Origin of the sequence: Clostridium cadaveris (assembly GCF_020911725.1) — a bacterium.
Lineage (GTDB): Bacteria > Bacillota > Clostridia > Clostridiales > Clostridiaceae > Clostridium_X > Clostridium_X cadaveris.
This window is the reverse complement of sequence record NZ_CP076620.1, coordinates 2,491,548-2,514,249: the sequence shown is the minus strand read 5'-3', so window position 1 is coordinate 2,514,249 and position 22,702 is coordinate 2,491,548. Positions and strand designations below refer to the sequence as shown.

Genomic DNA, 22,702 nt, shown 5'->3' with positions numbered 1-22,702 from the left:
TAGTAATTGACAAATCAATGAACAAGTATTATTATATACTCAAATGCAAATCATTTGCAATAGGAGGTTTTTTTATGAAGAAAAAAATAGGCTTGATTTTAGCAGCTGTTTTACTCATTACTTTAGTTTCAGGGTGCGGTAGCGACAGAAAGAAAGATGATGCAAAATCAAGCGATAAGATAAAGGTCATGGCAAGTTTTAATGCAGTGGCAGATCTAACTAAGGAAATAGGAAAAGATAAAGTAAATATAAGTGTTATGGTACCAAAGGGCAGTGAGGCTCATGATTTTGAACCTAAACCAAAGGATGTAGCTGCTTTAAATGAGAGCAACTTATTCGTATATAATGGGCTAGATATGGAACATTGGACAGAAGATACTTTAAAGACGATAAACAGTAATGTAACTATTGTAGAAGCTTCAAAGAATGCTGAGCTTTTGGAACTTAAAAACGGAAGTGACGACCATGAGCATGGGAAATATGACCCTCATATATGGCTTAGTCTTAAAGAAGCTAAGGTAATGGCTAAAAACATAATGGAAGGTCTCATAAAGATAGACAGTAAAAATGAAGACTATTATGTAGAAAATTTCAATGATTTTACTAAAAAGGCAGATGAACTTTTGAGTGAATATGAGAAAAAATTTGATAGTGTGAAGAATAAAAACTTTGTCACAGGCCATGAAGCTTTTGCATATTTATGCAGAGATTTCAATCTGACTCAAAAGAGTGTTGCAGGAGTATTTAATGAAGGGGAAGCTACTTCTGTAAAGCTTAAAGAAACTATTGATTACTGCAAAGAAAACAACATAAAAACTATTTTTATGGAGCAAGGAGCAAGTAGTAAGGTTACAGATACTATTTCAAAAGAAACTGGGGCGTCTGTAGAAGAAATCAATACTTTGGAGATTGAGGGAACTTATATGGATACCATGAAAAATAATTTAGAAAAGATATATAGCGGACTTAATAAAATGTGAGAAGCAAAACATTAAGCTTCTCACATTTTTTCTTTGACTTATATTAAAATATAGTATATATATAAAGATAAAGATAATAAAAGGAGATGATTTTATGGATTTTTCATCTTTAGTTCTTATGCAAAAGGATGGAACTAGTGGTTTTTTGACCAAGGAATTAGGAAGTTTTGAGGTTGGAGAAGGAGCTTTATACATAAAAAAGTTCTATGAGATAGATGGAAAGGTTACAATAGTTTTTGATACTAATAAGGATGTAGAAGATTGGGAGTATTCAGCTATATATGATGTATTTGATTACGAAGTTTTTACAGAAAATGGATACAACATTGAGGATGTGGATGATGAATTTAATCCTACTTGGAAGATAGAGATGTCATATGTAGAGGATATGAAGGAAATGGGATCTATAGTGTATGATATATGTGAAATTATAAGTGAAACTATGGAAAAGGCCTTTGAAGAAGCTGAAAAGAATAAGGAAGAATATTAATAGTATATAAAGTTTAAGATAAAAATAATATAATAATAAATATAAATTATTGGAAATAAAAAAATCCCTATGGTAATATAAATATGGGGATTTTTATTTTATTTGAAAGGGGAATAAATCATGAGTGAAATTACAAAATTAAGAACTAGAGAAGAAATACCTGAGGAATATAAATGGAATATTGAAAAAATATATAGTAGTAATGAAGCCTGGGAAGAAGATTTTAATAAACTAAAACAATTAGCTCCTAAGCTTTCGAATTATTCAGGAAAGCTTGCAGATCCAAAAGAGTTATTTAACTTTTTAAAGGCAGAAGAAGAAGTATCAAGATTAGCCGGAAAAGTATTTGTTTTTGCACATCTAAGAGGAGATGAAAATACAGCAAATACAATATATCAAACTTTAAAAAACAAAATTGATCCATACCTAGCAGAAATAGGAGCATATACTGCATTCTTTGTTCCAGAAATTTTATCTTTGTCAGATTCATATTTTGAAGAAGCAGTTAAATCAGTACCAGAATTAGAGCTTTATAGGTTCCATATAGAAAGAATAATGAAGAGAAAGCCACACGTATTAAGCAAAGAAGAGGAGAAGCTTTTAGCTGCAGTTTCAGATTGCTTAGAAGCTCCAGAGAATATATTCAGAATGCTTACCGACGCAGATATGACTTTCCCAGAGATAAAAGATGAGAAAGGAAATATAGTTGAACTTACAGAAGTTAACTATGCTTCTTTTATAAGATCTAAGGACAGGAGTGTAAGAAAGGCTGCTTTTGAAGCATTATTTGGAACTTATAAAAAGTATGTAAACACAATATCTACATCCCTTACTTCAAGTATAAAGAATTTTGCTTTTGTAGCAAAAACTAAACATTATTCATCATCAGTTGAAGCATCTTTAAGCCCAAATGATATACCTGTAGAGGTTTATAAAAATGCTGTAGAAACTATAAACAAGAATCTTCCACTTCTTCATAGATATGTTGATGTTAAGAAGAAGCTTTTAAATCTTCCAGATATGCATATGTATGATTTATATGTTCCAGTTATAGATATAGAAAAGGAACATATAGAGTTTGAGGAAGCTGTAAAGATAGTAAATGAAGGTCTTCATCCTTTAGGTGAAGAATACTTATCAATATTTAATAACGGAATAAAAGAAGGATGGATAGATGTATTCGAAAATAAAGGCAAAAGAGGTGGAGCATACTCTTGGGGATCTTATGATACAATGCCTTATGTACTTTTAAATTATAATTATGATATAAATGATGTATCTACATTAGCTCATGAAATGGGACACTCATTACATTCATATTACTCTAGAAAGACTCAGCCATATATATACGGTGACTATACATTATTCTGTGCAGAAGTTGCTTCTACAACAAATGAAGCTCTTTTAATACATCACCTTATAAATAAGGAAGAAGATAAAAAGAGAAGATTATACCTTATAAACCAAGAGCTTGAGCAAATAAGAACAACTGTGTTTAGACAACTTATGTTTGCAGAATTTGAGCTTATAACTCATGAAAATATAGATAAAGGAATTCCTCTAACTGGAGAAGATTTATGCAGAATATGGCATGAATTAAATGTTAAGTATTTTGGACCTAGCATGAATGTAGATGAGGAGATAGATATGGAATGGTCTAGAATACCTCATTTCTATAGTGATTTCTATGTATATCAATATGCAACAGGATATGCAGCAGCTTCAGCTTTTGCAAGAGCAATATTAAAAGATGGAGAACCAGCAGTTGAAAAGTATAAGGGATTCCTAAAGGCTGGTGGCTCTGATTACCCTATAAATATATTAAAGAAAGCAGGAGTGGATATGACAACACCTGCTCCACTAGAAGCTACTATGGCAAGATTTAAAGAGCTTTTAGACATGTTAGAAAAAGATATGTAGAAAATATTAAAGTAAAAAAAAGCTGTAGTTTCGATGGTATAATCAAAACTGCAGCTTTTATTAATAAAAAATACATATAAAAAATATAACAATCGGGGAAAAATCATAGTATAATTAGGTTAAATCTTTGGAAATATTGACATTGACTTGAAAGATGATACAGGAGGTTTGACGTGGAGAAATTTATATTAAATAAGCTTGTACGGTATGGCTTTGTGATAGAAAATTATAAGATTTTAGGAGCCTGTGAAGAAGGCTATATAGCAGTATACTATGGGAATAACAATAAGATACTTGGAGTTATAGTGTCTAATACTTTAGAGTATAGATTGAAAATAACAAGTGCGTTAGATTATTTAAGAATGAAGGGTTACGGAGACGTAAGCTTAAATACAATATTAATTATGGATAAAAAAAATATAACTGAGGAAGAAGCGAGAGCTCTTTATTGTGGAGATAGCGGAATAATATATTTGAATTATGATAGACAAATATTAGGGGCACTTAGCGTAAGTGAGAATATTTTAAAAATATTAACTGAAGAGCTTAAAGATAAAGAGGATAATAAGAAACCTAATATTAAAAATATAAAACTTACAGCAACCAATGTTATCATAGCATTAAATATTATTATTTATTTTATAAGTGCTCTTAAATCTCATAGTCTATTTGAAATACATCCTTATGTGTTAATTGAAATGGGAGCAAAATATAATCCGCTTATACAAAGGGCAGGACAGTATTATAGGCTTTTAACGGCAGTATTTTTGCATGGTGGTATTATACATTTGGCATTAAATATGTATGCATTAAAAGTAATTGGGGATCTTATAGAGGATTACTTTGGGACTAAGAAATTTTTGACTATATACTTGATAGCAGGGGTAGCATCTACAGCAGTAAGTTATATATTCTCACCTTATTTGTCCATTGGAGCATCAGGAGCTATATTTGGATTGTTTGGAAGTGCTCTTGTATTAGGATACAAAAAGAAGGATACTATAGGACCGCAATTCCTTAAGAGTATAGTATCTGTCATTGTAGTAAATGTAATAATAGGATTAAGTGCTTCTAATATAGATAATTTTGGGCATTTCGGAGGATTAATTGCAGGAACTATAGTTGGTGCAGCTTTATATAAGGATTAAATTAAAAAAATGACACTCAAATATTATATTTGAGTGTCATTTTTATATATTTTAAATATATTATAAAAAATTTTTTAGGTTGACAATAATCTTTCAAGTTCTTCTTCCATCAAGGTTTCTTTATCTAAAAGTTCTTCTGCTATAAGATTTAAAGTGGATAGATGTGCTACTAATATGTCTTTCGCTTCATTATAAAGGCTGAGAAGTTTTTCTCTAGATTCAGTTACTACATCTTGAGATGATATAGAAGAACTATTTTGAATTTCACTTAAATTTAAAAGCCCAAGAGATTCGCCCATGCCATATTGTGTTATCATGGCAGTTACCAATGAAGTTGCTGTTTTTAAATCATTAAAAGCTCCAGTAGTAACTTTGTCTGATCCAAAGATTATTTCCTCAGCGGCACGTCCTCCAAGCATAACCATAAGTCTTTTATTTAAATAATCTAAGGTCTGATAGTTGGTATCCTTAGGTATGGTTAAAGTATATCCGCCAGCTCCATTAGAAGTAGGTATTATGGTTATCTTTGAAACATTATCACAAGGAAGCATGAGCTTAGAAATCAAAGCATGGCCAGCTTCGTGATAAGCTGTTATTTTTAAATCTTCATGACTTAATGAGTCTCTATTTATTTTTTCATGTCCTGCTACAACTCTAGAAAATGCTTTTTCTATGTGTTCTTCATTTATATAAGGCTTCTGGTCTTTGCAGGCTAGAATTGCAGCTTCATTTATTAGACTTTCAAGTTTTGCACCAGAAAAATATGTGCATTTTTTTGCTAAAGTTTTAATGTCTATGTCTTCACAAGGCTTATTTTTAAGGTAAAGCCTTAGAATGTCTTCTCTTGCAGCCACATCAGGGAGAGCAACTTCAACATGCCTATCAAATCTTCCAGGTCTCAAAAGAGCATCATCTAGCATGTCAAGCCTATTAGTCGCTGCTATTACTACTATTCCATTATGGTCATTAAAGCCAGACATCTCAGTTAAAAGAGCATTTAAAGTTTGGTCTCTTTCGTCTGAACCTCCATTTTTAGAAGATGATCTCTTCTTTCCAATAGCATCAATTTCATCTATGAATATTACAGCTTTTCCATGAGCTTTAGCTTTTTTAAAAAGGTTTCTTATTCTGCTGGCACCTACACCTACATACATTTGAATAAAGTCAGAGGCAGATATTGCATAAAAGGGAACCTTTGCCTCACCAGCTACAGCTTTTGCTAAAAGAGTTTTTCCTGTTCCAGGAGAGCCATAAAGAATGACACCTTTAGGCATTCTAGCACCATAGGATGCATATTTTTCGGGATTTTTTAAAAAGTCTACAACGTCCTGAAGGCTTTCCTTTGCCTCCTCATTTCCGGCAAAAGATTTAAAGCTAAATTTGAATGAATCTAAATTATGAGCTTCTATAGCATCTACTTTAAGCATTGATTTAGAAGAAATCTTAGAAGTTTTAATTGCAGTTATTCCTAAAGATATAACTGAACATAGAAATACTAAACCTAGAGCTGTCTCTACAGGGGATACTGATTTGTTTTCTTTAACTATAACGTTTTGTTTTAAAAGATTTTCCTTTAAAGTTTCAGTCCTTGGGTTGTCTGTTGAGTATTTGGTACCATCTTTTGTTTTTATATCCATGGTGTCTGTTGAATCCATATTTACGGAAACTACATTACCACTATTCAAATCATCAAGAAATTTATTGTAACTTTCCATATTATTAGAATGGACAAAAATATTAACATAGGCAATCAATATTAAAGAAATAGCTATTCCAATAACGGGTATATAGATTTTAGTTTTTTTAATTTTATTCATTATCTACACGCCTCCTTTAAACAAGAATCAGCTTGTACTAATCATTATAGAGATTTTTAGAATTTTGTCTAATGAAAATCATATATTTTGGTAATGTAAATTTTGGACTAGCTGATTAATTTTTCACGAAGATGTGATATACTTTAGGAAGTGAAGATAGAGAACACAAGAGTTAAAAGTGAATAGATTAGATTTAATGAGGTGGGAAATATGAGAGTATCAAGTGTTAATGTGTCATTAAGCGGGGATGATATTATTTCAATAATAAATGATTTTATGCAGGTCCCTGGTTTATCTATATATGAAGTGAATTTAAAAGATTTTATAGAAATAAAGGGAGAGTATAAAGCTTTATTTAAAATTCCATTTAGTGTGAAGCTGGCCCTTGGGAATGTGGATGATAATAAGATTCATATGACTATATTAAAAATCGGTATTTCAAAGCTTTCTATATGGTCTGTAGTAAGAAGACAAGCCCTTAAGGTAGCTGTAAAAAATTTAAAAGAACAAGGGATAAATATCGATATAGAGAAAGATGTATTAACTTTAGATTTGGATGACATTTTAGAGAAGCTTCCTGTAAAGCTTGAGCTTAGTTTGAAAACTTTAACCTTAAAGGAAGAAAAGATATATGTTGAAACTAATGACATAGACTTTTCTTTAGAAAAGGAAGTTAAAGAGAAAGAGGTTATTGAGGAACAAAAAGAAGAGGTTTCAGAAGTTGTTATAGTGAAAAAAGTAGATGGTTATTCTAAATTTAAAGAGAATGTAGAGAATAAAGTGCCAGAAAAATATAGTGGTGCCGCAAAGTATCTTATGATAGTGCCTGATTTTTTAGCTTTATTGTATAGACTATTTAAGGACGAAAGAGTGGATAAAAAGACTAAAGCGGTAGTAGGCGTAGCACTTGGATATTTGGCTTCACCTATAGATATTCTTCCGGATTCTATTCCTTTTATTGGAAAGATAGATGATGTAGCTATAATATTTTTTGTACTTAACAAAATAGTAAATGATATTCCTGAAAATGTGCTTTTAGAGAATTGGCAGGGGCAGGAGGATATAATGAATCTTATAAAAGAAGGGGTGAATTATATAAATTCTGCTGTAGGAGGAGATACTATAAATAGTATATGGACAAAGATAGAAAGTATGTTTTAGAAAGAGGTAAACTATGGGGAAAAAAGTTTATGCAATAAAGGAAGGATTTGATTCTCAAAATCAAAAAAAAATTGAAAATCTTATAGTAAATACATGGAATGAGTGCTTATCTTATGTAAAAGGTGTAAAAGGTGCAAAATATAAAAGCTTTGAAAATGTAGAAGAAGCAAAAAAATATTTAAATGAAAGTGCAGCACTTTTAAAGAAATCAGATAATAATTATCCTAAAGAAGGCCTTCATGTGTATGTGGATGGTAGTTATAATTCTGCTACAGAAGAATATTCATATGGAATAGTTGCAGTGGAAAATGAAGTGGTTTTATATATAGAAAGCGGAAAAGGAAAAAATAAAGGTGAGAGAAATATAAGACAAATTGCAGGAGAACTTAAAGGAGCTATAAGAGCTGTTGAATATGCTTTAGATAACAACCAAAAAGAGGTTGTTATATTTCATGATTATGAAGGTGTAAGTCATCATGCTACAGGATTTTGGGAAAGACGAGAAGAATCTTCTGAAAGATATTATAATGAAATGCAGCAACTTATGAACAAAGGAATCAAAGTAACTTTTGTAAAGGTAGACAGTCATACAGGTGATTTATTCAATGAACTTGTAGATGAAAAGTGTAAAGAAGTTTTAGGGATAAGTTCGGATAAAGTGGTTGAAAAATGGCTTAAAACTAACACTTTAAAAGTTAAAAATTTAGAAGTTAAAAATAGCATATTAAAAATAGCATCTGATAATTATAATAATATAAAAGTTAGTGATACAAATAAAATTGTAACTTTAGATGACAAGGAAAATATAGATTTTGAGGCTATATTAGAGTCATATAGAAATGATAATAAAATCTTCATTGAAAATATAAAAAGATTAAATGAAGATGAAAAGACAGACTTTATACTTTATCTTTTAAAAAATATAACTCTATAGAAAAGGCAAATTAATTCGTCAAATATTTCATTACAAATATGGCAAGAACTTTATGGAGTAATAAAAGTAAAAATGCACATTATAATAGTATCAATATTTATGAAAGGAAGTGAAAGATTATGAGTATGAGAAATAGTCATAATGCTGGTGGTTTCGTAAGTGGTATTGCAACAGGTGCTATGGTAGGAATGGCCATGGGAGCTGCAATGGGAATGAATGCAGATAATGCGACAAAAAGAAAAGTAAGAAGAACAAAGAAAGCAGTAAAAAACTTTACTAATGATGTATATGGAAATATGTCAAAATGGATGGATTAGTAGTAGAATGGACCATATTTTGAATAATATGGTCCTATTTTTATGGAAAATAATAAACAGATAAATATTAAGTAAAAATTATATGTATTACATTAAAAATATGTTATAATAATACATAATATGAATAGTTTTGAGAAACTAATGTTAGAGAAGAGGAAGGCGAAGATGGAAATATTATCTTTGGGCGAAAAAATTAAAAGAAGACGTAAAGAGCTAGATATGACTCTCAAAGATTTAGCAGGTGACAGAATAACTCCAGGTCAGATAAGTTTAGTGGAATCAGGAAAATCAAATCCAAGCATGGATTTATTAGAATATATATCAAGTGTTTTAAATACTTCAATTGAATATTTGATGGAATCAGAGGAATCGCAGGCTGAGAAGATTTGTCTTTATTATGAAAACTTATCTGAATCATATATATTAAATGATGAATTAATCACAGGAAGTGAATATATAGAAAAAGCTTTATATTATGCTGAAAAATATGATTTAGAATATAGAAAAGCACGCAATCTATATCTAAGAGCGACCATACATATGAAGAAAAAGGAGTATGCATTAGCTCAACAGATATTTTTGTCTGCAAACGTTATTTTTATAAAAAATAATGACTATGAAGAGATAATAAACACCTTCTTAAATCTTGGAAAGATAACATATGAATTAAAAGCTTATCATTCTTGTAACAGTTATCTAAAACAAGCAGAAAAGACATTCTTAGACAAGCGTATGGATAACGATAATTTGCTTGGAGAGATATATTATTTTATGGCTAGTGTATATTTTAAGCTTGAAAATATAGACAAGTCTATGAAGTACTCTTATCTGGCAAAAGAAAAGTTTGAGCAGCTTCAAGATAAAAGAAAATATGCAAAGTCATTACTTTTACTTACAGAACAGTACCACAAAAAAGGTGATATAGATAATGCTATAAACTGTTGTGAAAAGACGTTGGATATATTTAGAAAGCTTGATGATGCTTCTGAATTATCAAAAATAGAAAATAATTTAGGAAAACTTTTTTATGAATTTGATAATATCGAAGAGTCTTTTAAACATTTAAACAAAGCTAAAGAAATGAGAATAGTAAATAAAGACAAAAACCTTATACAGACTTTAATAAATATATGCGATAATTATATAAAAATGAAAGATCCAGAGAACTGCGACAGAGTATTAGGTGAAATTTATGATTATATAGAGGATGGAAACGAAGGGGCTATAATAGATTACTATCTTCTAAGACATAGAGTGGAATTGTTGAAAAACAATGTATTAGCAGCGGAAAATTCATTAATAATGGCATTAAATTTTGCTAATAATATGGAACAATTCAAAAGAGCAGGTGAAATTTCAATAACACTTGGAAAGTTTTATATTGAAATAAATAAAGAAATTGAAGCGGCTAAATATTTAAATGAAGGCGTTATTATATTTAAAAAACTGGGAATTTTAAGTTAAATATAAAGTGTTAGTGTGGGTGTAATTTTATGGAAGTATTATCGACTGGGGAAAAGATTAAAAGAGCTAGAGTTTATAAAGGAATAACTTTAAAAGATATATGTGGGGATAAAATATCTGTTTCTAAGATGAGCTGTATAGAGAATAATAAGATAAAACCTGAAACTTGGATTTTAGAATTTATATCAGAAAAATTAGATTTATCTATGGAGTATCTTCAGCAAGATGTCAGAGAACAGATAAAGGAAAACATAGATAGGCTTAAAAGTAAAGAATTTTCTCATCAAGTAGAAGCGGATTTCAAATACAATTTAGAGTATGCAATGGAATTTGAAGAATTTGATTTAGCTTTTGATATAACTCATGTACTATTTACTTGGTATTTAGAGAAAGAAAGATTTCCAGAGCTAGAGGAACTTATCTCTAATTATTATGAAATATGTGAAAAATGCGATGAGAGTTTTTGCTATATGATCTATTATTCAGATGTGGGTCAATATTTTGAGTACAATGAAGAATATGTACAAGCTATATCTTGCTATGAAAATGCAATCAATATAATGAATACCAATAATATAGATGATTTAACTAAAAGATGTACTATTGAATATAATGAATTTATTTGCTATTCATTTATGGAGGATTATGAGAAGATAAACAGATATAGAGATAGATTAAATGAATTATTAGCTATAATTGCAAATGACACTTTGAAAGCAAATATTTATAGTATTATAACTGTGTTGGAATTAAGATTCGGAGATGAAAATAAGGCATATGATCTTCAAAAAAAGGTTATGGACCTTTATGGAAATGATGAAAAGAAAATTATGAGTATGCTTATATTTGCAAATACTCTTATGGATTTGGGAAGACATGATGAAGCTATAGAGTGTTTGGAAAAAACTGTTAATATGTGTTATAATGGCTTTAACAACATGTTAGGAAATGCAATCATATTTGAATTGAAAAATCTGTTGAAGGTGAACTATTTAGATAAAGCTGAAGAGAGATGCAGTGAGGTTCTAAATTATGCTATTTCTAATGATAATATAAAACTTATGGAGAAAGCTTATTATTATAAATCCATAATTTTGAAAGAGAAAGGCATGAATATAGAAGCGGAAATGTATATGAACTTATCTTTAGATGCTCTTATGAAATTTGGGTCTAAAAAGGAATTGTATAAGCGCTATATGGATATGGGAAATATGTATTATGATTTTTCTCAAACTAGAGATGCATTAAGATACTTTAGTTTAGCTATAAATTTAGAAAAAATAATTTAAAGCGTAAAATTAAAAGGTATGTTATGATAAAGCTGTTTTTTTATTGTAACATAGCTTTTTTTCATATAAAAGAATAGAATATCATACTTTACAAATCCTATAATTGAACTATAATGTGTTGATGAAAGATATGTAGAAAGGGGTAGAACTTATGAATATTGACAAAATGACCTTAAAAGTTCAAGAAGCATTAAATGATGCTCAAAGCACAGCAGTACGTTTTGGAAATCCTCAAGTGGATGTAATTCACCTTTTTTATGCTTTATTAGCTCAAAAAGATGGACTAATACCTAATATAATTCAAAAAATGGGAAAAGATCCTAAGACTGTTTTGGATGTTACTCAATCTTTTATAGAAAAACTGCCTAAAGTTTCAGGAGATGGTTCAAGCAGTGTATATGCAACAAGAAGAATAGAAGAAGTATTAAACAAAGCTGAAAATATAGCAGAGGAATTTAAAGATAGCTTCATAAGCGTAGAGCATGTTTTTACAGCTATAATGGATGTGGATTATAAAGGTGAAGTAGGACGTATACTTGCTACCTTCGGCATCAATAAACAGGATTTTCTTAAAATAGTTGCAGCTGTTAGAGGAAGTCAAAGAGTTGAAACTCAGGATCCAGAAGGAACATATGACGTTTTAACCAAGTATGGAACAAATTTAGTAGAAAGAGCTAGGAAACATGATATAGATCCGGTCATAGGAAGAGATGAAGAGGTTAGAAGAGTTGTAAGAATATTATCAAGAAGGACCAAGAATAACCCTGTACTTATTGGAGAACCTGGAGTGGGTAAAACTGCAATAATAGAAGGTCTTGCACAAAGGATTGTAAAAGGTGATGTGCCAGAAGGATTAAAAGATAAGATAATATTCTCACTTGATATGGGTGCTCTTATAGCAGGAGCGAAATATAGAGGAGAATTTGAAGAAAGATTAAAGGCTGTTTTGAAGGAAGTAGAAACTAGCAAAGGTAAGATAATATTATTTATAGATGAAATTCACACCATAGTTGGAGCAGGAAAAACTGAAGGAGCTATGGATGCAGGAAATCTTATAAAACCGGCTCTTGCAAGAGGGGACCTACATTGTATAGGTGCTACTACCTTTGATGAATATAGAAAATATATAGAAAAAGATAAGGCTTTAGAAAGAAGATTTCAGCCTGTAAAGGTAGAAGAACCATCTGTAGAAGATACTATAGCAATACTTAGAGGACTTAAGGAAAGATTTGAAATACATCATGGAATAAGAATACAAGACTCAGCAATAGTAGCTGCAGCAAAGCTTTCTCACAGATATATACAAGATAGATATATGCCGGATAAGGCCATAGACTTAATTGATGAAGCGGGTGCTATGATAAGATCAGAAATAGATAGCATGCCTACAGCTGTAGATGAAGTAAGAAGAAAAATACTTCACCTGGAGATAGAAAAAGAAGCCATCACAAAAGAGGGCGGAGATTATGGTAAAGATAGGCTTGAAGCTATAGAAAAGGAATTATCAAACTTAAAAGAACAGGATAAGACTTTAACTATAAAGTATGAAAAGGAAAAAGAACAGATATTATCTATCAAAAATTTAAAAGCTCAGCTTGACAAAGTTAAAGGCGATATAGAAAAATATGAAAGATTATATGACTTAAATAAAGTGGCAGAACTTAAATATGGAGAACTTCCAAAGTTAGAACAAGAGATAAAAAATAAGGAAGAAATATTAAAAAAGAATTATGATGATGCTCTATTAAAGGAAGAGGTAACTGAGGATGAAATAGGACAGATAGTATCAAAATGGACTGGAATACCAGTTTCAAGATTAGTAGAGACAGAAAGACAAAAATTATTAAGGCTTCATGAAGAACTAAGCAAGAGAGTGGTAGGTCAGGAAGAAGCAGTAAATACTGTAACTGATGCTGTTATAAGAGCAAGAGCTGGACTAAAGGACAATCAAAAACCTATAGGTTCATTTATATTTTTGGGACCTACAGGAGTTGGAAAAACAGAATTGGCAAAGACTTTAGCCAGAACTTTATTTGACTCTGAGGACAATATGATAAGAATTGATATGTCTGAATATATGGAGAAATACTCCGTATCAAGACTTATTGGAGCTCCTCCAGGATATGTTGGATATGAAGAAGGCGGACAGCTTACAGAAGCTGTAAGAAGAAAGCCTTATAGTGTAATCTTATTTGATGAAATTGAAAAAGCAAATGCTGATGTATTTAATATATTTCTTCAAATACTTGATGATGGAAGGCTTACAGATAATAAAGGAAAGATAATAGATTTTAAAAATACAATAATAATAATGACATCAAATATAGGAAGCAGCAACATCTTAGAGGGTATAAAAAACAATAATATAACAGAAGAAGCTAGAGAGAAGGTAATGGAAATAATGAAGCGAAGCTTCAAACCAGAATTCTTAAACAGAGTTGATAATATAATAATGTTTAAACCTCTTTCTGTAGAAAGCATAAAGAATATCATAGAAATCTTCCTTGAAGGTGTAAGAGGAAAACTTAAAGAAAAGAATATAACCATTGAACTTACTGACAAAGCAAAAGAACTTATAGCAAGAGAAGGTTATGACCCTTTTTATGGTGCAAGACCATTAAAGCGTTATATAGAAAATTCAATAGAAACAAAGCTTGCCTATGAGATAATAAAAGGAACTGTAAAGAATGGTTCACAAGTAATTGTTGATGAAAAAGAAGGAGAACTTATTTTCAACTAGAAATGGTAAAGGGATTGCCGAATCGGCAATCCCTTATTTAAGCTTATATTTATTTCATGTTCTTTTCGTAAGCTTCTACCATTCTCTTAACCATTTCTCCGCCAACTGATCCACATTGTTTAGAAGTTAAGTCTCCATTGTATTCTTTGAATGGAACTCCTAATTCGCTAGCAACTTCGTTTTTGAAAGTTTGTAATCCTTGTTTTGCTGTTGGTACTAATGTTTTTGCCATATATATTACCTCCTTAAATTTCAAGACGTTGTTGTTAATTTTAATTATTAACTTGTCTTGTAATAGTATTTTGTCCACGGATAATATAAATAATCTATAAAAATAGAGGCAAAGTATAAACCTTGTACCAAATCAAGAAAAAAATTCTAAAAAATAATGTAAAAAAATATTTAAAATTTATAATGAAAATGATAAAATATGTCTGTCGGTATTTATATTAAATCGAACAGAATAATTTATATTAAGTTTCAACTCATATCCTTAACGGAATGAGAGTGAGGAGGATTTTTATGCAACGTACAAAAGCAAATACTACAAAAAATGTGAGACAACTTGTTATTGTTGGACTATTGGCAGGAATAATATTATTTTTAGGTTTTAGCGGCCTAGGATTTATACAACTTCCAATAGCAAAAATAACAATTGTTCACATACCAGTAATGATAGGAGCGCTTATAGAGGGACCAAAGGTAGGACTTATCTTGGCTTTCATATTTGGAGCATCTAGCTTATATCAAAGTATGGTGGCACCTACATTATTATCATTTGCAATAGTTGATCCGAGAGTATCAATACTTCCAAGACTTTTAATACCTATAACATGTTATTTCGCCTATAAGTTTATAAAGATTAAAAATGAGTCGGTAAGAGTTGGACTAGCAGCTATGATCGGATCATTGACTAATACTATTGGATTTTTAGGAATGATTTTTATGCTGTATATAGACCAATATGCAGAAGCTTATAAGCTAGCTATATCAGGTGCGAAAACGGCTATAATGAGCCTAGTATATACAAATGGAATAATTGAAGCAATAGCATCAGCTTTTATAACATCAGCTATTGTTATAGCAGTAAAAAAGATGAAAAGATAAATAATTATAATAGAAAAGAGTTTGTCCCTTGTTTAAAATGGAACCTATAAGATAGACACTAATAAAAGAGAGTCTATCTATATAGGTTCTTTTTTTGTACAATAAGTTTATGAGGTGAATTAACTATGAGTAAAATAAGATTTTCAAATGATGAAATTAGTAGACTATCAAGAAATAAATATGTGAGCAATGTAAGTGAAAAAGCAATAACATATACTAATGAATTTAAAATACATTTTATCGCTGAATGTAGCAAAGGGAAAACTTCAAGAGTTATTTTTGAAGAAGCTGGATTTGATATAAATACCCTCGGTATTCGTCGTATTGAATGCGCTGGTACAAGATGGAGAAAAGCATTTAAGGATAATGGAATATTAGGATTAGACGACACTAGACGAAAAAATAGTGGTCGACCACGTAAGCGTAGTATTACTAGCGATGAAATAATAGAAAAGCAAAAAGCAGAAATTGAATATTTAAAGGCTGAGGTAGAATTGTTAAAAAAATTAGAGCTGCACGAAAGGCAGGTGAGAAAAGGTAAATTAATTGCAGCACAAGCATTTGCCTTAATAGAATATATTGTTAGCAAGTTGCAAAATCATAATGTAGTCAAACATCTATGCAGTACGGCTGGTGTTTCACGCTCTGGTTACTATAGATATCTGTCTTGTAAAAATATTAGAACTAATCGCGAAAACAAGGATAATTTAATTAGAAATACTATTCTTGAAGCGCTGAATTATAGAGGTTATAAAAAAGGATCAAGATCAATCAAAATGATTTTAAAAGATAAATTTAATATTGTGTATAGCAGAAGGCGTATCCAAAGAATAATGAGAAAGTACAATATAGTTTGCCCTATTAGGAAACCTAATCCATATAAGCGTATAGCTAAGGCTACAAAGGAACATACCGTGGTACCTAATCTACTCAATAGAAATTTCAAGCAAGAAATACCTGGTAAAGTATTGCTTACAGATATCACATATCTACCATATTCAAATAATAATATGGCTTATTTATCGACCATCAAAGACGCTTCTACTAATGAAATCCTAGCATATAATTTATCTAATAGAATAACCTTAGATATCGCCACGAATACAATACTTAAACTAATGGCCAACTCCAATGTCAAATTAGCAAAAGATGCTTTTATTCACTCAGATCAAGGTAGTCATTATACAAGTCCAATATTTCAAAAACTTTTAAAATCTAAGAATCTTGGACAATCTATGTCTAGACGTGGTAACTGTTGGGACAATGCTCCTCAAGAATCATTTTTTGGTCATATGAAAGATGAAATTGATTATAAATCTTGTTCAACTTTATCTGAACTACAGTTAATTATTGATGACTATATCGACTACTATAACAATGATCGTTGCCAGTGGAATTTAAAAAAGCTGACTCCTGTTCAATACAGAAATCAGCTTTTAGTAGCCTAGCTCTCTTTTTTTAGTGTCCTTGACATAGGTTCCACTTTAGTTAGGGATAAACTCTTTTTTATTAATTGTTTGGATTTTCAGGAAGAATTAATGCGCATACAAAATAAAGAATTACACCAGAACCATAGGTTAGACATAATAAGGTCCACAGGATTCTAATTATAGATACATCTAAGTTAAGGTAATCAGAAACACCAGAACAAACACCACACAACATTTTGTTTTGACGATTTTTATATAACTTTTTAGATTCGCTCATTGTAATTTAATCACTCCATAAAATTTTATATTATATTAATATCATATATTTAGGAAATAGATATGTAAAGAATTAAATAAATATACTAAAATTATAAGTATAATAGAAGTATATTTTAAAAAGAAAGAAGGGAGATTTTTATGATACCACTTTCTATTGTAGGATCAATAACCATTTTGATAGTATTTTTATGTGGATTTTTTATTCAAGCTTTAAGTGAGAAGAATATATTTTACGGTGCTAGAATACCATTTGGGACTAATGAAAGAAAGGATTTTAAAGATATAGATAAAAGCTATAAAAAATCATGGTTTCTAATTAGCTTAAGTATAATGTTTATTATGTTAGTATTGATATTTACAACATTTGAAAAATTTATAATGCTAATATTTATGGGAGCTATATTTGGACAATTGTTAGCCATGATTTTATTATTTAGTAAAGCTAATAAAAAAGTAAGGGTTATAAAAGAAAAAGAAAACTGGAAGAATAGCTTTTCATCTAATATAGTTGTAGTTGATATAAAAAATAGAGATAATAAAAAAATACCATCTGCAAAGAAATTTTGGATTTCAATTGTATTAGTTATATTAAATTTTATTGTACTTATTATAAGATATCAATCTCTTCCTGAACGAATACCTCTACATTATGACTTATATGGAGTACCGGATAGGTGGGGAGTAAAGGAAAGTTTTGGAGCTTTTTTTCAAACAACATTGATGATTCCTATCATAAGTGTGGCCATGATAATTTTCTTCTACATTATTTATAAGATTATTATGAAGGCAAAAGAAATAGATAATGGAGGAACTATAGAAGAAATAAGGATTAGAAATGAAAATAATAAACGTTTAGGTGCAGCGGTAACTATAGGAGGAGCTTTTGCGACAACATTGACTTTCATGATGATAAGTTTAACAATGGCGGATATATTGAGTTTTAAATGGATTTGGGTAGCAGTTTCTATTCCGATGGGGGTATTCATTGTTTATATAATAGTTAAAAGTATTAATTTACGTAAATGTTACGCTGAAAATTCCGTTGAATGTGTAAATGAAAATAAGAAAATTATTGTAAATAGAGATGATGATGATAATTATATTATGGGACAGTTTTATTACAACAAAGATGATCCTGCTGTCTTTGTTCCAGCAAGAGTTGGCACAGGCTGGGAGATAAATCTTGCTTCTAAAGGCGGTAAAATAGCGGCATCAATTACAGCTGTTATTATTCTAGCATCTGTAGGAATATCTATGTGGGCGACTTATTTTAGTACGGAGGTATCCATTACAGTTAGTGAAGAAACTTTAAAAATAGAAGGTTCATATGGTACAAATATAAATAAAGATGATATAGAACAAATAACTTTTAGAGATGCTATACCAAAGGTGAAGCTTAGGGTAGGAGGTACGGCGATAGACAATAAAAAATATGGTGATTTCAATGTGGAAGGCTATGGAAAAGTTAAATTTTACATTGAGGATTCCTCAAAGCCTTGCATAGAAATACAAGATAAATCAGGAAGGTTTTTCTTTATCAATTACAAAGATGAAGAAGATACTAGAAGCCTTTACGACAAACTTAAAATTTAAGGTCCCTTAAAGGGACTTCTTTTATTTTTCATGGTATAATTTTCTGTAGAATATAAAGACTATTAATAAATTAAAAAATACGAGGAGATAAAAATGAATAAACTATACGATGAAATAAATTATCATTTACTAAATGACGAAAAACCATCTATCTATATGAATGAGATTTTAGAAGAGGGAAAGTTAGACGAATATCCATTTAAAATGATAGGAGATTTGAAGGATATTCCTCAAAATTTAGAATATCATCCAGAGGGGAATGTATGGAATCATCTTATGCTTGTACTAGATGAAGGAGCAAAAAATAGAAAATATAGCGATTATAAGAGAGAATTTATGATGTCTCTTTTTCTTCATGATATAGGTAAAACAACAACTACAAAGATGAGACGAGGAAAATGGACTTCTTATGATCATGATGTTGTTGGAGAAAATATGTCGAGAGAATTTTTAAAGAATTTTAATGAAAATGAGGAATTTATAAATATGGTGTCTGCTGAAGTTAGATATCATATGCATTCTTTATTTGTAACAAATAATCTCCCTTTTGCAGATACTGATGGGATGATAAAAAATACATTATTAAAGGAATTAACATTAATAACTCTTAGCGATAGAATGGGAAGAGCTGAGATGGATGAAGAAAAGATAGAAGAAACTAAAGAAGGTATAAGAAAATTTGTAGATATGATTAGCGAAAAATATCACATTGAAAAGCCAGAAATCCAAGCTCTCCAATAGAGGGCCCTTACGAAGAATGATATGGACAAGTTTTGCATTCGAATGGAGGAGAAAATGAAATTCTTAAAAGATAAAAAGAAATTATGTATAATAACATTAACTATATTAATATCAGCATTTATTATTTACCTAACAAAGGATAGTATAGTAAGCTTTTATAAATTACTTATAGACAGGGAAAAATTAAAGGCATATTTAGAGTCATTTGGATACTGGTCTTGGGCAGTATTTTTTATATTGCAGATATTACAAGTTGTCATATTCTTCATACCTGGTGAAGTTATACAGGCAGCTGGAGGATATGTATATGGTACTTTTTGGGGAACAGTTATATCTTTTTTCGGAATAGGAGTAGGATCCTATTTGTTATTTTTAGTCAGCCATAAATATGGAAGAAGTTTTGTGGAAAAAGTTGTACCTCAAGACCTACATAAAAAAATAGAAAAAATTCTTCATAAAAAGCGTAAAGAAATTACTGAAGAAGAGGAAAAAGAATTTAAAAAGAGAAGAGAAAAAATAGTTGCATTTTTACTTTATCTCCTTCCGGGAATGCCAAAAGATTCTCTTGTTTTAATTTTTGGGCTTACTGAAATGACACCACTTGAGTTTATAACTTTATCAATGGGAGCAAGAATACCAGCTCTTGCTATCTCATGTTACTTTGGAGCTAATATTGCTAATGGAGAACATGCAAAAGCTATAGTAGTAGGTTCTATAGCCTTAGTAGTAGTACTTATTGGGATATTTTATAAAGATAAAATATTAAAAAAGCTTGAAGAAATGTAGATTTTATAATAACATTGAGTGCAAATATGACAAATATAATGTATAATATAAACTGAATTCTAACCTTCAGGTGGAGTTTTAACTCGATTTGAGGGTTAGAAGTTGTTAAACGACTAGATATTAAATAAAGTTGAAAAATATAGGAAACAATAAGGAAGGATGAAACCATGGAAGTATATTTTGATAATGCAGCTACTACAGCTCCTTATTGCGAGGTTGTAGAAGAAGTAGCATATGCTATGAAGAATTATTATGGTAATCCATCATCAGTACATAAATTGGGACTTGTAGCAGAAAAGAAGCTTAACTACGCAAGAGAAGTTCTTGGAAGTATGATAAATGCAGATAAAGATGAGATTATTTTTACATCTGGTGGAAGTGAAAGTAACAACTTTCTTTTAAAAGCTTTTTTAAAACCGGAAGCACATATAATAACTACAAAAATAGAACATCCAAGTATATTGAATACTGCAAAAAGTTTAGAAGAGAACGGCATAGAAGTTACATATTTAGATGTGGATGAAAATGGAAGAGTTAATCTAGAGTCTTTAAAAGCTGCATTAAAAAAAGAAACTATATTAGTTTCTGTAATGGCAGTCAACAATGAAATTGGAATTATTGAAGATTTACAGGCTATAGGTGAAATCGTAAGAGCTCATGGCAAGGCTAAATTTCATGTAGACGCCATACAGGGATACGGAAAGATTAATATAGATGTAAAGAAGTTTAATATAGACTTATTATCAGCTAGTGGTCATAAGATTCACGGGCCTAGAGGTATAGGTTTTGCTTATGTAAAAAAGAACCTTATACCACGACCTCTAATATATGGGGGAGGACAAGAACATGGTATAAGGTCTGGTACAGAAAATGTAGCAAATGCATTGGGTTTTGCAAAAGCTACAGAAATAATTAAATGTAATTTTAAAGAGAATTATGATAAGGTTACAGAGATAAAAAAACACTTTATAGAAGGATTATCTGGAATTAAGGACATATCGATTAATAGTCCTTTAGAAGATGGATTTTCACCATATATTTTAAGTGTTAGCTTTAAAGGTGTTAGAGGCGAGGTACTTCTTCACATGCTTGAAGCTGATGGCATATACGTATCTACAGGATCAGCATGTTCATCAAAGGATAAAAATTTCTCCCACGTACTTACAGCTGTAGGAGTAGGTAAAGACCATATTGATGGAACTATAAGATTTAGTTTCAGCGATATGAATACATTAGAGGAAGTTGACTATACACTATCAATATTAGAAAAATCATTAAAATTTTTGAGGAGAATTAGGATATGAATAAACTTATATTAGTAAAATATGCACCAGAGATATTCCTAAAAGGGCTAAATAGAAATAAATTTGAAAAAAAATTAAGAGATAATATAAAATATGTTTTAAGAGGCGTTTCTTATGAATTTATAGTTGATCAAAATAGATGGTTCATAAAGGGAGATGACTTAGAACAGATAATCTCAAGAGTAAAAAAAGTATTTGGTGTCTCAGAAGTATGCATAGTAAGCCAAGTTGAAAGAGAATTTGATATTATAAAAGAAGAAGCTTTAAGAGTATTAAAGGAAATTAATCCAGCTACATTTAAGGTTGAAACTAAACGTGCAAATAAAGAGTTCCCTATGAATTCCATGGAAGTTAGCAGAAGCATTGGAGGATACATATTATCTCAATGTGAAGATGTTAAAGTAGATGTTAAAAAACCAGAGCTTTTCCTTCAGATAGAGATAAGAGATAAAGCTTATGTGTATGAAAAGAAGATAAAAGCAGTTGGAGGGCTTCCATATGGAATGAATGGCTCTACAATGCTTATGCTCTCAGGAGGAATAGATTCACCAGTGGCTGCATATATGATGGCAAGAAGAGGTGTGGGAGTACAATGTGTATATTACCACAGTCATCCATATACAAGTGAAAGAGCAAAAGAAAAAGTAAAGGATCTTGCAAAGATAGTTTCTTTGTATACTGGAGGAGTAAGGCTTTATGTAGTACCTTTTACAGATATACAAATGAACATAATAGAAAAATGTAGAGAAGATGAACTTACTATTATAATGAGAAGATTCATGATGAGAATTGCTTGTGCTTTAGGTGAAAAAGTTGGAGTTCAATCAGTAACCACAGGTGAAAGTATAGGACAGGTGGCAAGCCAGACTGTGGAAAGTTTAATATGTAGTGATGACTGCTCAGATAGACCAGTATTCAGACCTTTAGTAACTATGGATAAAATAGATATAATGGATATAGCACATGAAATAGGTACTTATGAGACTTCGATATTGCCATATGAAGACTGTTGTACTATCTTTGTTCCAAAACATCCAAAGACTAAACCAAGATTAAATGAAATAAGACAGTCAGAGAGTGTTCTTGAAATAGAAAAACTAGTTGAAGAAGCTATAGATGGAATGGAAGTTTTTGACCTTTAAATAAGTATTGTTTAAGAATAAGCATAGGGTAGTAATCCTATGCTTTTATTTATGTGGTGT

Annotated in this window: 20 protein-coding genes; 17 read left to right on the top strand and 3 right to left on the bottom strand. The window is 30.3% G+C overall.

The annotated features are described in order from the left end of the window. Window positions 1-74: 74 nt before the first annotated feature. From KQH81_RS12000 to KQH81_RS11985, 4 genes are all read left to right on the top strand, one after another. Complete coding sequence (locus KQH81_RS12000; RefSeq protein WP_027639569.1) at window positions 75-980, top strand: metal ABC transporter solute-binding protein, Zn/Mn family; 906 nt, start codon at window positions 75-77, stop codon at window positions 978-980. A 94-nt stretch (window positions 981-1,074) separates the two neighbouring features. Further along, on the top strand, window positions 1,075-1,470 hold the full coding sequence (locus tag KQH81_RS11995) for a DUF6762 family protein (RefSeq protein ID WP_027639568.1): 396 nt from the start codon (window positions 1,075-1,077) through the stop codon (window positions 1,468-1,470). Window positions 1,471-1,590: 120 nt separating this feature from the next. Beyond that, complete coding sequence (gene pepF / locus KQH81_RS11990; RefSeq protein ID WP_027639567.1) at window positions 1,591-3,390, top strand: oligoendopeptidase F; 1,800 nt, start codon at window positions 1,591-1,593, stop codon at window positions 3,388-3,390. 173 nt (window positions 3,391-3,563) lie between these two features. Then, a complete protein-coding gene (locus KQH81_RS11985; RefSeq protein WP_051196326.1) occupies window positions 3,564-4,538 on the top strand; it encodes a rhomboid family intramembrane serine protease in 975 nt (324 codons plus the stop codon). A 74-nt stretch (window positions 4,539-4,612) separates the two neighbouring features. On the opposite strand, the gene KQH81_RS11980 is transcribed toward KQH81_RS11985, so the two are convergent. After that, window positions 4,613-6,355, bottom strand: coding sequence for an ATP-dependent metallopeptidase FtsH/Yme1/Tma family protein (locus KQH81_RS11980; RefSeq protein WP_027639566.1), 1,743 nt, complete (start codon window positions 6,353-6,355; stop codon window positions 4,613-4,615). A gap of 210 nt (window positions 6,356-6,565) precedes the next feature. Here KQH81_RS11980 and KQH81_RS11975 point away from each other — a divergent pair, with 210 nt between their 5' ends. The 6 genes from KQH81_RS11975 to clpB all read left to right on the top strand — a co-directional run bounded on the left by KQH81_RS11975 (window position 6,566) and on the right by clpB (window position 14,260). Then, window positions 6,566-7,516 carry a YkvA family protein gene (locus KQH81_RS11975; protein ID WP_051196325.1) on the top strand — a complete coding sequence of 317 codons (951 nt, stop codon included), beginning with the start codon at window positions 6,566-6,568 and terminating at the stop codon, window positions 7,514-7,516. Between the two features lie 13 nt (window positions 7,517-7,529). Beyond that, window positions 7,530-8,450, top strand: coding sequence for a ribonuclease H1 domain-containing protein (locus tag KQH81_RS11970; RefSeq protein ID WP_027639565.1), 921 nt, complete (start codon window positions 7,530-7,532; stop codon window positions 8,448-8,450). 119 nt (window positions 8,451-8,569) lie between these two features. Then, a complete protein-coding gene (locus KQH81_RS11965) occupies window positions 8,570-8,767 on the top strand; it encodes a hypothetical protein (RefSeq protein ID WP_035771096.1) in 198 nt (65 codons plus the stop codon). Window positions 8,768-8,932: 165 nt separating this feature from the next. Beyond that, complete coding sequence (locus KQH81_RS11960; protein ID WP_027639564.1) at window positions 8,933-10,231, top strand: helix-turn-helix domain-containing protein; 1,299 nt, start codon at window positions 8,933-8,935, stop codon at window positions 10,229-10,231. A 29-nt stretch (window positions 10,232-10,260) separates the two neighbouring features. Further along, window positions 10,261-11,520: a helix-turn-helix domain-containing protein gene (locus tag KQH81_RS11955; RefSeq protein ID WP_027639563.1), complete on the top strand. Its 1,260-nt coding sequence runs from the start codon at window positions 10,261-10,263 to the stop codon at window positions 11,518-11,520. Window positions 11,521-11,671: 151 nt separating this feature from the next. Next, complete coding sequence (gene clpB, locus KQH81_RS11950) at window positions 11,672-14,260, top strand: ATP-dependent chaperone ClpB (RefSeq protein ID WP_027639562.1); 2,589 nt, start codon at window positions 11,672-11,674, stop codon at window positions 14,258-14,260. Window positions 14,261-14,309: 49 nt separating this feature from the next. Here clpB and KQH81_RS11945 read toward each other — a convergent pair whose 3' ends face one another. Then, window positions 14,310-14,492 (bottom strand): alpha/beta-type small acid-soluble spore protein, encoded by a 183-nt coding sequence (locus KQH81_RS11945; RefSeq protein WP_027639561.1) that lies wholly within the window; start codon window positions 14,490-14,492, stop codon window positions 14,310-14,312. A gap of 290 nt (window positions 14,493-14,782) precedes the next feature. Between KQH81_RS11945 and KQH81_RS11940 the strand changes: the two genes are divergently transcribed. Together KQH81_RS11940 and KQH81_RS11935 are read left to right on the top strand one after the other, a co-directional pair. Further along, on the top strand, window positions 14,783-15,367 hold the full coding sequence (locus KQH81_RS11940) for an ECF transporter S component (protein WP_027639560.1): 585 nt from the start codon (window positions 14,783-14,785) through the stop codon (window positions 15,365-15,367). A 125-nt stretch (window positions 15,368-15,492) separates the two neighbouring features. Continuing rightward, the gene (locus tag KQH81_RS11935; RefSeq protein WP_022788069.1) at window positions 15,493-16,815 is read left to right on the top strand and encodes an IS3 family transposase; all 1,323 of its coding nucleotides are present in this window, start codon (window positions 15,493-15,495) and stop codon (window positions 16,813-16,815) included. 61 nt (window positions 16,816-16,876) lie between these two features. On the opposite strand, the gene KQH81_RS11930 is transcribed toward KQH81_RS11935, so the two are convergent. Continuing rightward, entirely contained in the window at window positions 16,877-17,074 is a 198-nt protein-coding gene (locus KQH81_RS11930) for a PspC domain-containing protein (RefSeq protein ID WP_074845876.1), read from the bottom strand. A gap of 140 nt (window positions 17,075-17,214) precedes the next feature. Between KQH81_RS11930 and KQH81_RS11925 the strand changes: the two genes are divergently transcribed. The 5 genes from KQH81_RS11925 to thiI all read left to right on the top strand — a co-directional run bounded on the left by KQH81_RS11925 (window position 17,215) and on the right by thiI (window position 22,642). After that, complete coding sequence (locus KQH81_RS11925; protein ID WP_027639170.1) at window positions 17,215-18,669, top strand: DUF1648 domain-containing protein; 1,455 nt, start codon at window positions 17,215-17,217, stop codon at window positions 18,667-18,669. Between the two features lie 93 nt (window positions 18,670-18,762). Continuing rightward, window positions 18,763-19,410, top strand: coding sequence for an HD domain-containing protein (locus KQH81_RS11920; protein WP_407647294.1), 648 nt, complete (start codon window positions 18,763-18,765; stop codon window positions 19,408-19,410). A 54-nt stretch (window positions 19,411-19,464) separates the two neighbouring features. Then, window positions 19,465-20,196 (top strand): TVP38/TMEM64 family protein, encoded by a 732-nt coding sequence (locus KQH81_RS11915; protein ID WP_230028328.1) that lies wholly within the window; start codon window positions 19,465-19,467, stop codon window positions 20,194-20,196. A 167-nt stretch (window positions 20,197-20,363) separates the two neighbouring features. After that, on the top strand, window positions 20,364-21,500 hold the full coding sequence (locus KQH81_RS11910; protein ID WP_230028327.1) for a cysteine desulfurase family protein: 1,137 nt from the start codon (window positions 20,364-20,366) through the stop codon (window positions 21,498-21,500). After that, window positions 21,497-22,642 (top strand): tRNA uracil 4-sulfurtransferase ThiI, encoded by a 1,146-nt coding sequence (thiI, locus tag KQH81_RS11905; RefSeq protein WP_230028326.1) that lies wholly within the window; start codon window positions 21,497-21,499, stop codon window positions 22,640-22,642. Before KQH81_RS11910 ends, thiI begins: the two co-directional genes overlap by 4 nt. Window positions 22,643-22,702 lie beyond the last annotated feature (60 nt).

Excerpts from the sequence above, each read along its gene's own strand:
- KQH81_RS11965 (WP_035771096.1), top strand. The coding sequence starts at position 8,570 with ATGAGTATGAGAAATAGTCATAATGCTGGTGGTTTCGTAAGTGGTATT.
- KQH81_RS11940 (WP_027639560.1), top strand. The coding sequence starts at position 14,783 with ATGCAACGTACAAAAGCAAATACTACAAAAAATGTGAGACAACTTGTT.
- KQH81_RS11995 (WP_027639568.1), top strand. The coding sequence starts at position 1,075 with ATGGATTTTTCATCTTTAGTTCTTATGCAAAAGGATGGAACTAGTGGT.
- KQH81_RS11970 (WP_027639565.1), top strand. The coding sequence starts at position 7,530 with ATGGGGAAAAAAGTTTATGCAATAAAGGAAGGATTTGATTCTCAAAAT.
- KQH81_RS11935 (WP_022788069.1), top strand. The coding sequence starts at position 15,493 with ATGAGTAAAATAAGATTTTCAAATGATGAAATTAGTAGACTATCAAGA.
- KQH81_RS12000 (WP_027639569.1), top strand. The coding sequence starts at position 75 with ATGAAGAAAAAAATAGGCTTGATTTTAGCAGCTGTTTTACTCATTACT.
- KQH81_RS11960 (WP_027639564.1), top strand. The coding sequence starts at position 8,933 with ATGGAAATATTATCTTTGGGCGAAAAAATTAAAAGAAGACGTAAAGAG.
- KQH81_RS11945 (WP_027639561.1), bottom strand. The coding sequence starts at position 14,492 with ATGGCAAAAACATTAGTACCAACAGCAAAACAAGGATTACAAACTTTC.
- KQH81_RS11910 (WP_230028327.1), top strand. The coding sequence starts at position 20,364 with ATGGAAGTATATTTTGATAATGCAGCTACTACAGCTCCTTATTGCGAG.
- KQH81_RS11975 (WP_051196325.1), top strand. The coding sequence starts at position 6,566 with ATGAGAGTATCAAGTGTTAATGTGTCATTAAGCGGGGATGATATTATT.
- clpB (WP_027639562.1), top strand. The coding sequence starts at position 11,672 with ATGAATATTGACAAAATGACCTTAAAAGTTCAAGAAGCATTAAATGAT.
- thiI (WP_230028326.1), top strand. The coding sequence starts at position 21,497 with ATGAATAAACTTATATTAGTAAAATATGCACCAGAGATATTCCTAAAA.
- pepF (WP_027639567.1), top strand. The coding sequence starts at position 1,591 with ATGAGTGAAATTACAAAATTAAGAACTAGAGAAGAAATACCTGAGGAA.
- KQH81_RS11915 (WP_230028328.1), top strand. The coding sequence starts at position 19,465 with ATGAAATTCTTAAAAGATAAAAAGAAATTATGTATAATAACATTAACT.
- KQH81_RS11955 (WP_027639563.1), top strand. The coding sequence starts at position 10,261 with ATGGAAGTATTATCGACTGGGGAAAAGATTAAAAGAGCTAGAGTTTAT.
- KQH81_RS11930 (WP_074845876.1), bottom strand. The coding sequence starts at position 17,074 with ATGAGCGAATCTAAAAAGTTATATAAAAATCGTCAAAACAAAATGTTG.
- KQH81_RS11980 (WP_027639566.1), bottom strand. The coding sequence starts at position 6,355 with ATGAATAAAATTAAAAAAACTAAAATCTATATACCCGTTATTGGAATA.
- KQH81_RS11920 (WP_407647294.1), top strand. The coding sequence starts at position 18,763 with ATGAATAAACTATACGATGAAATAAATTATCATTTACTAAATGACGAA.
- KQH81_RS11925 (WP_027639170.1), top strand. The coding sequence starts at position 17,215 with ATGATACCACTTTCTATTGTAGGATCAATAACCATTTTGATAGTATTT.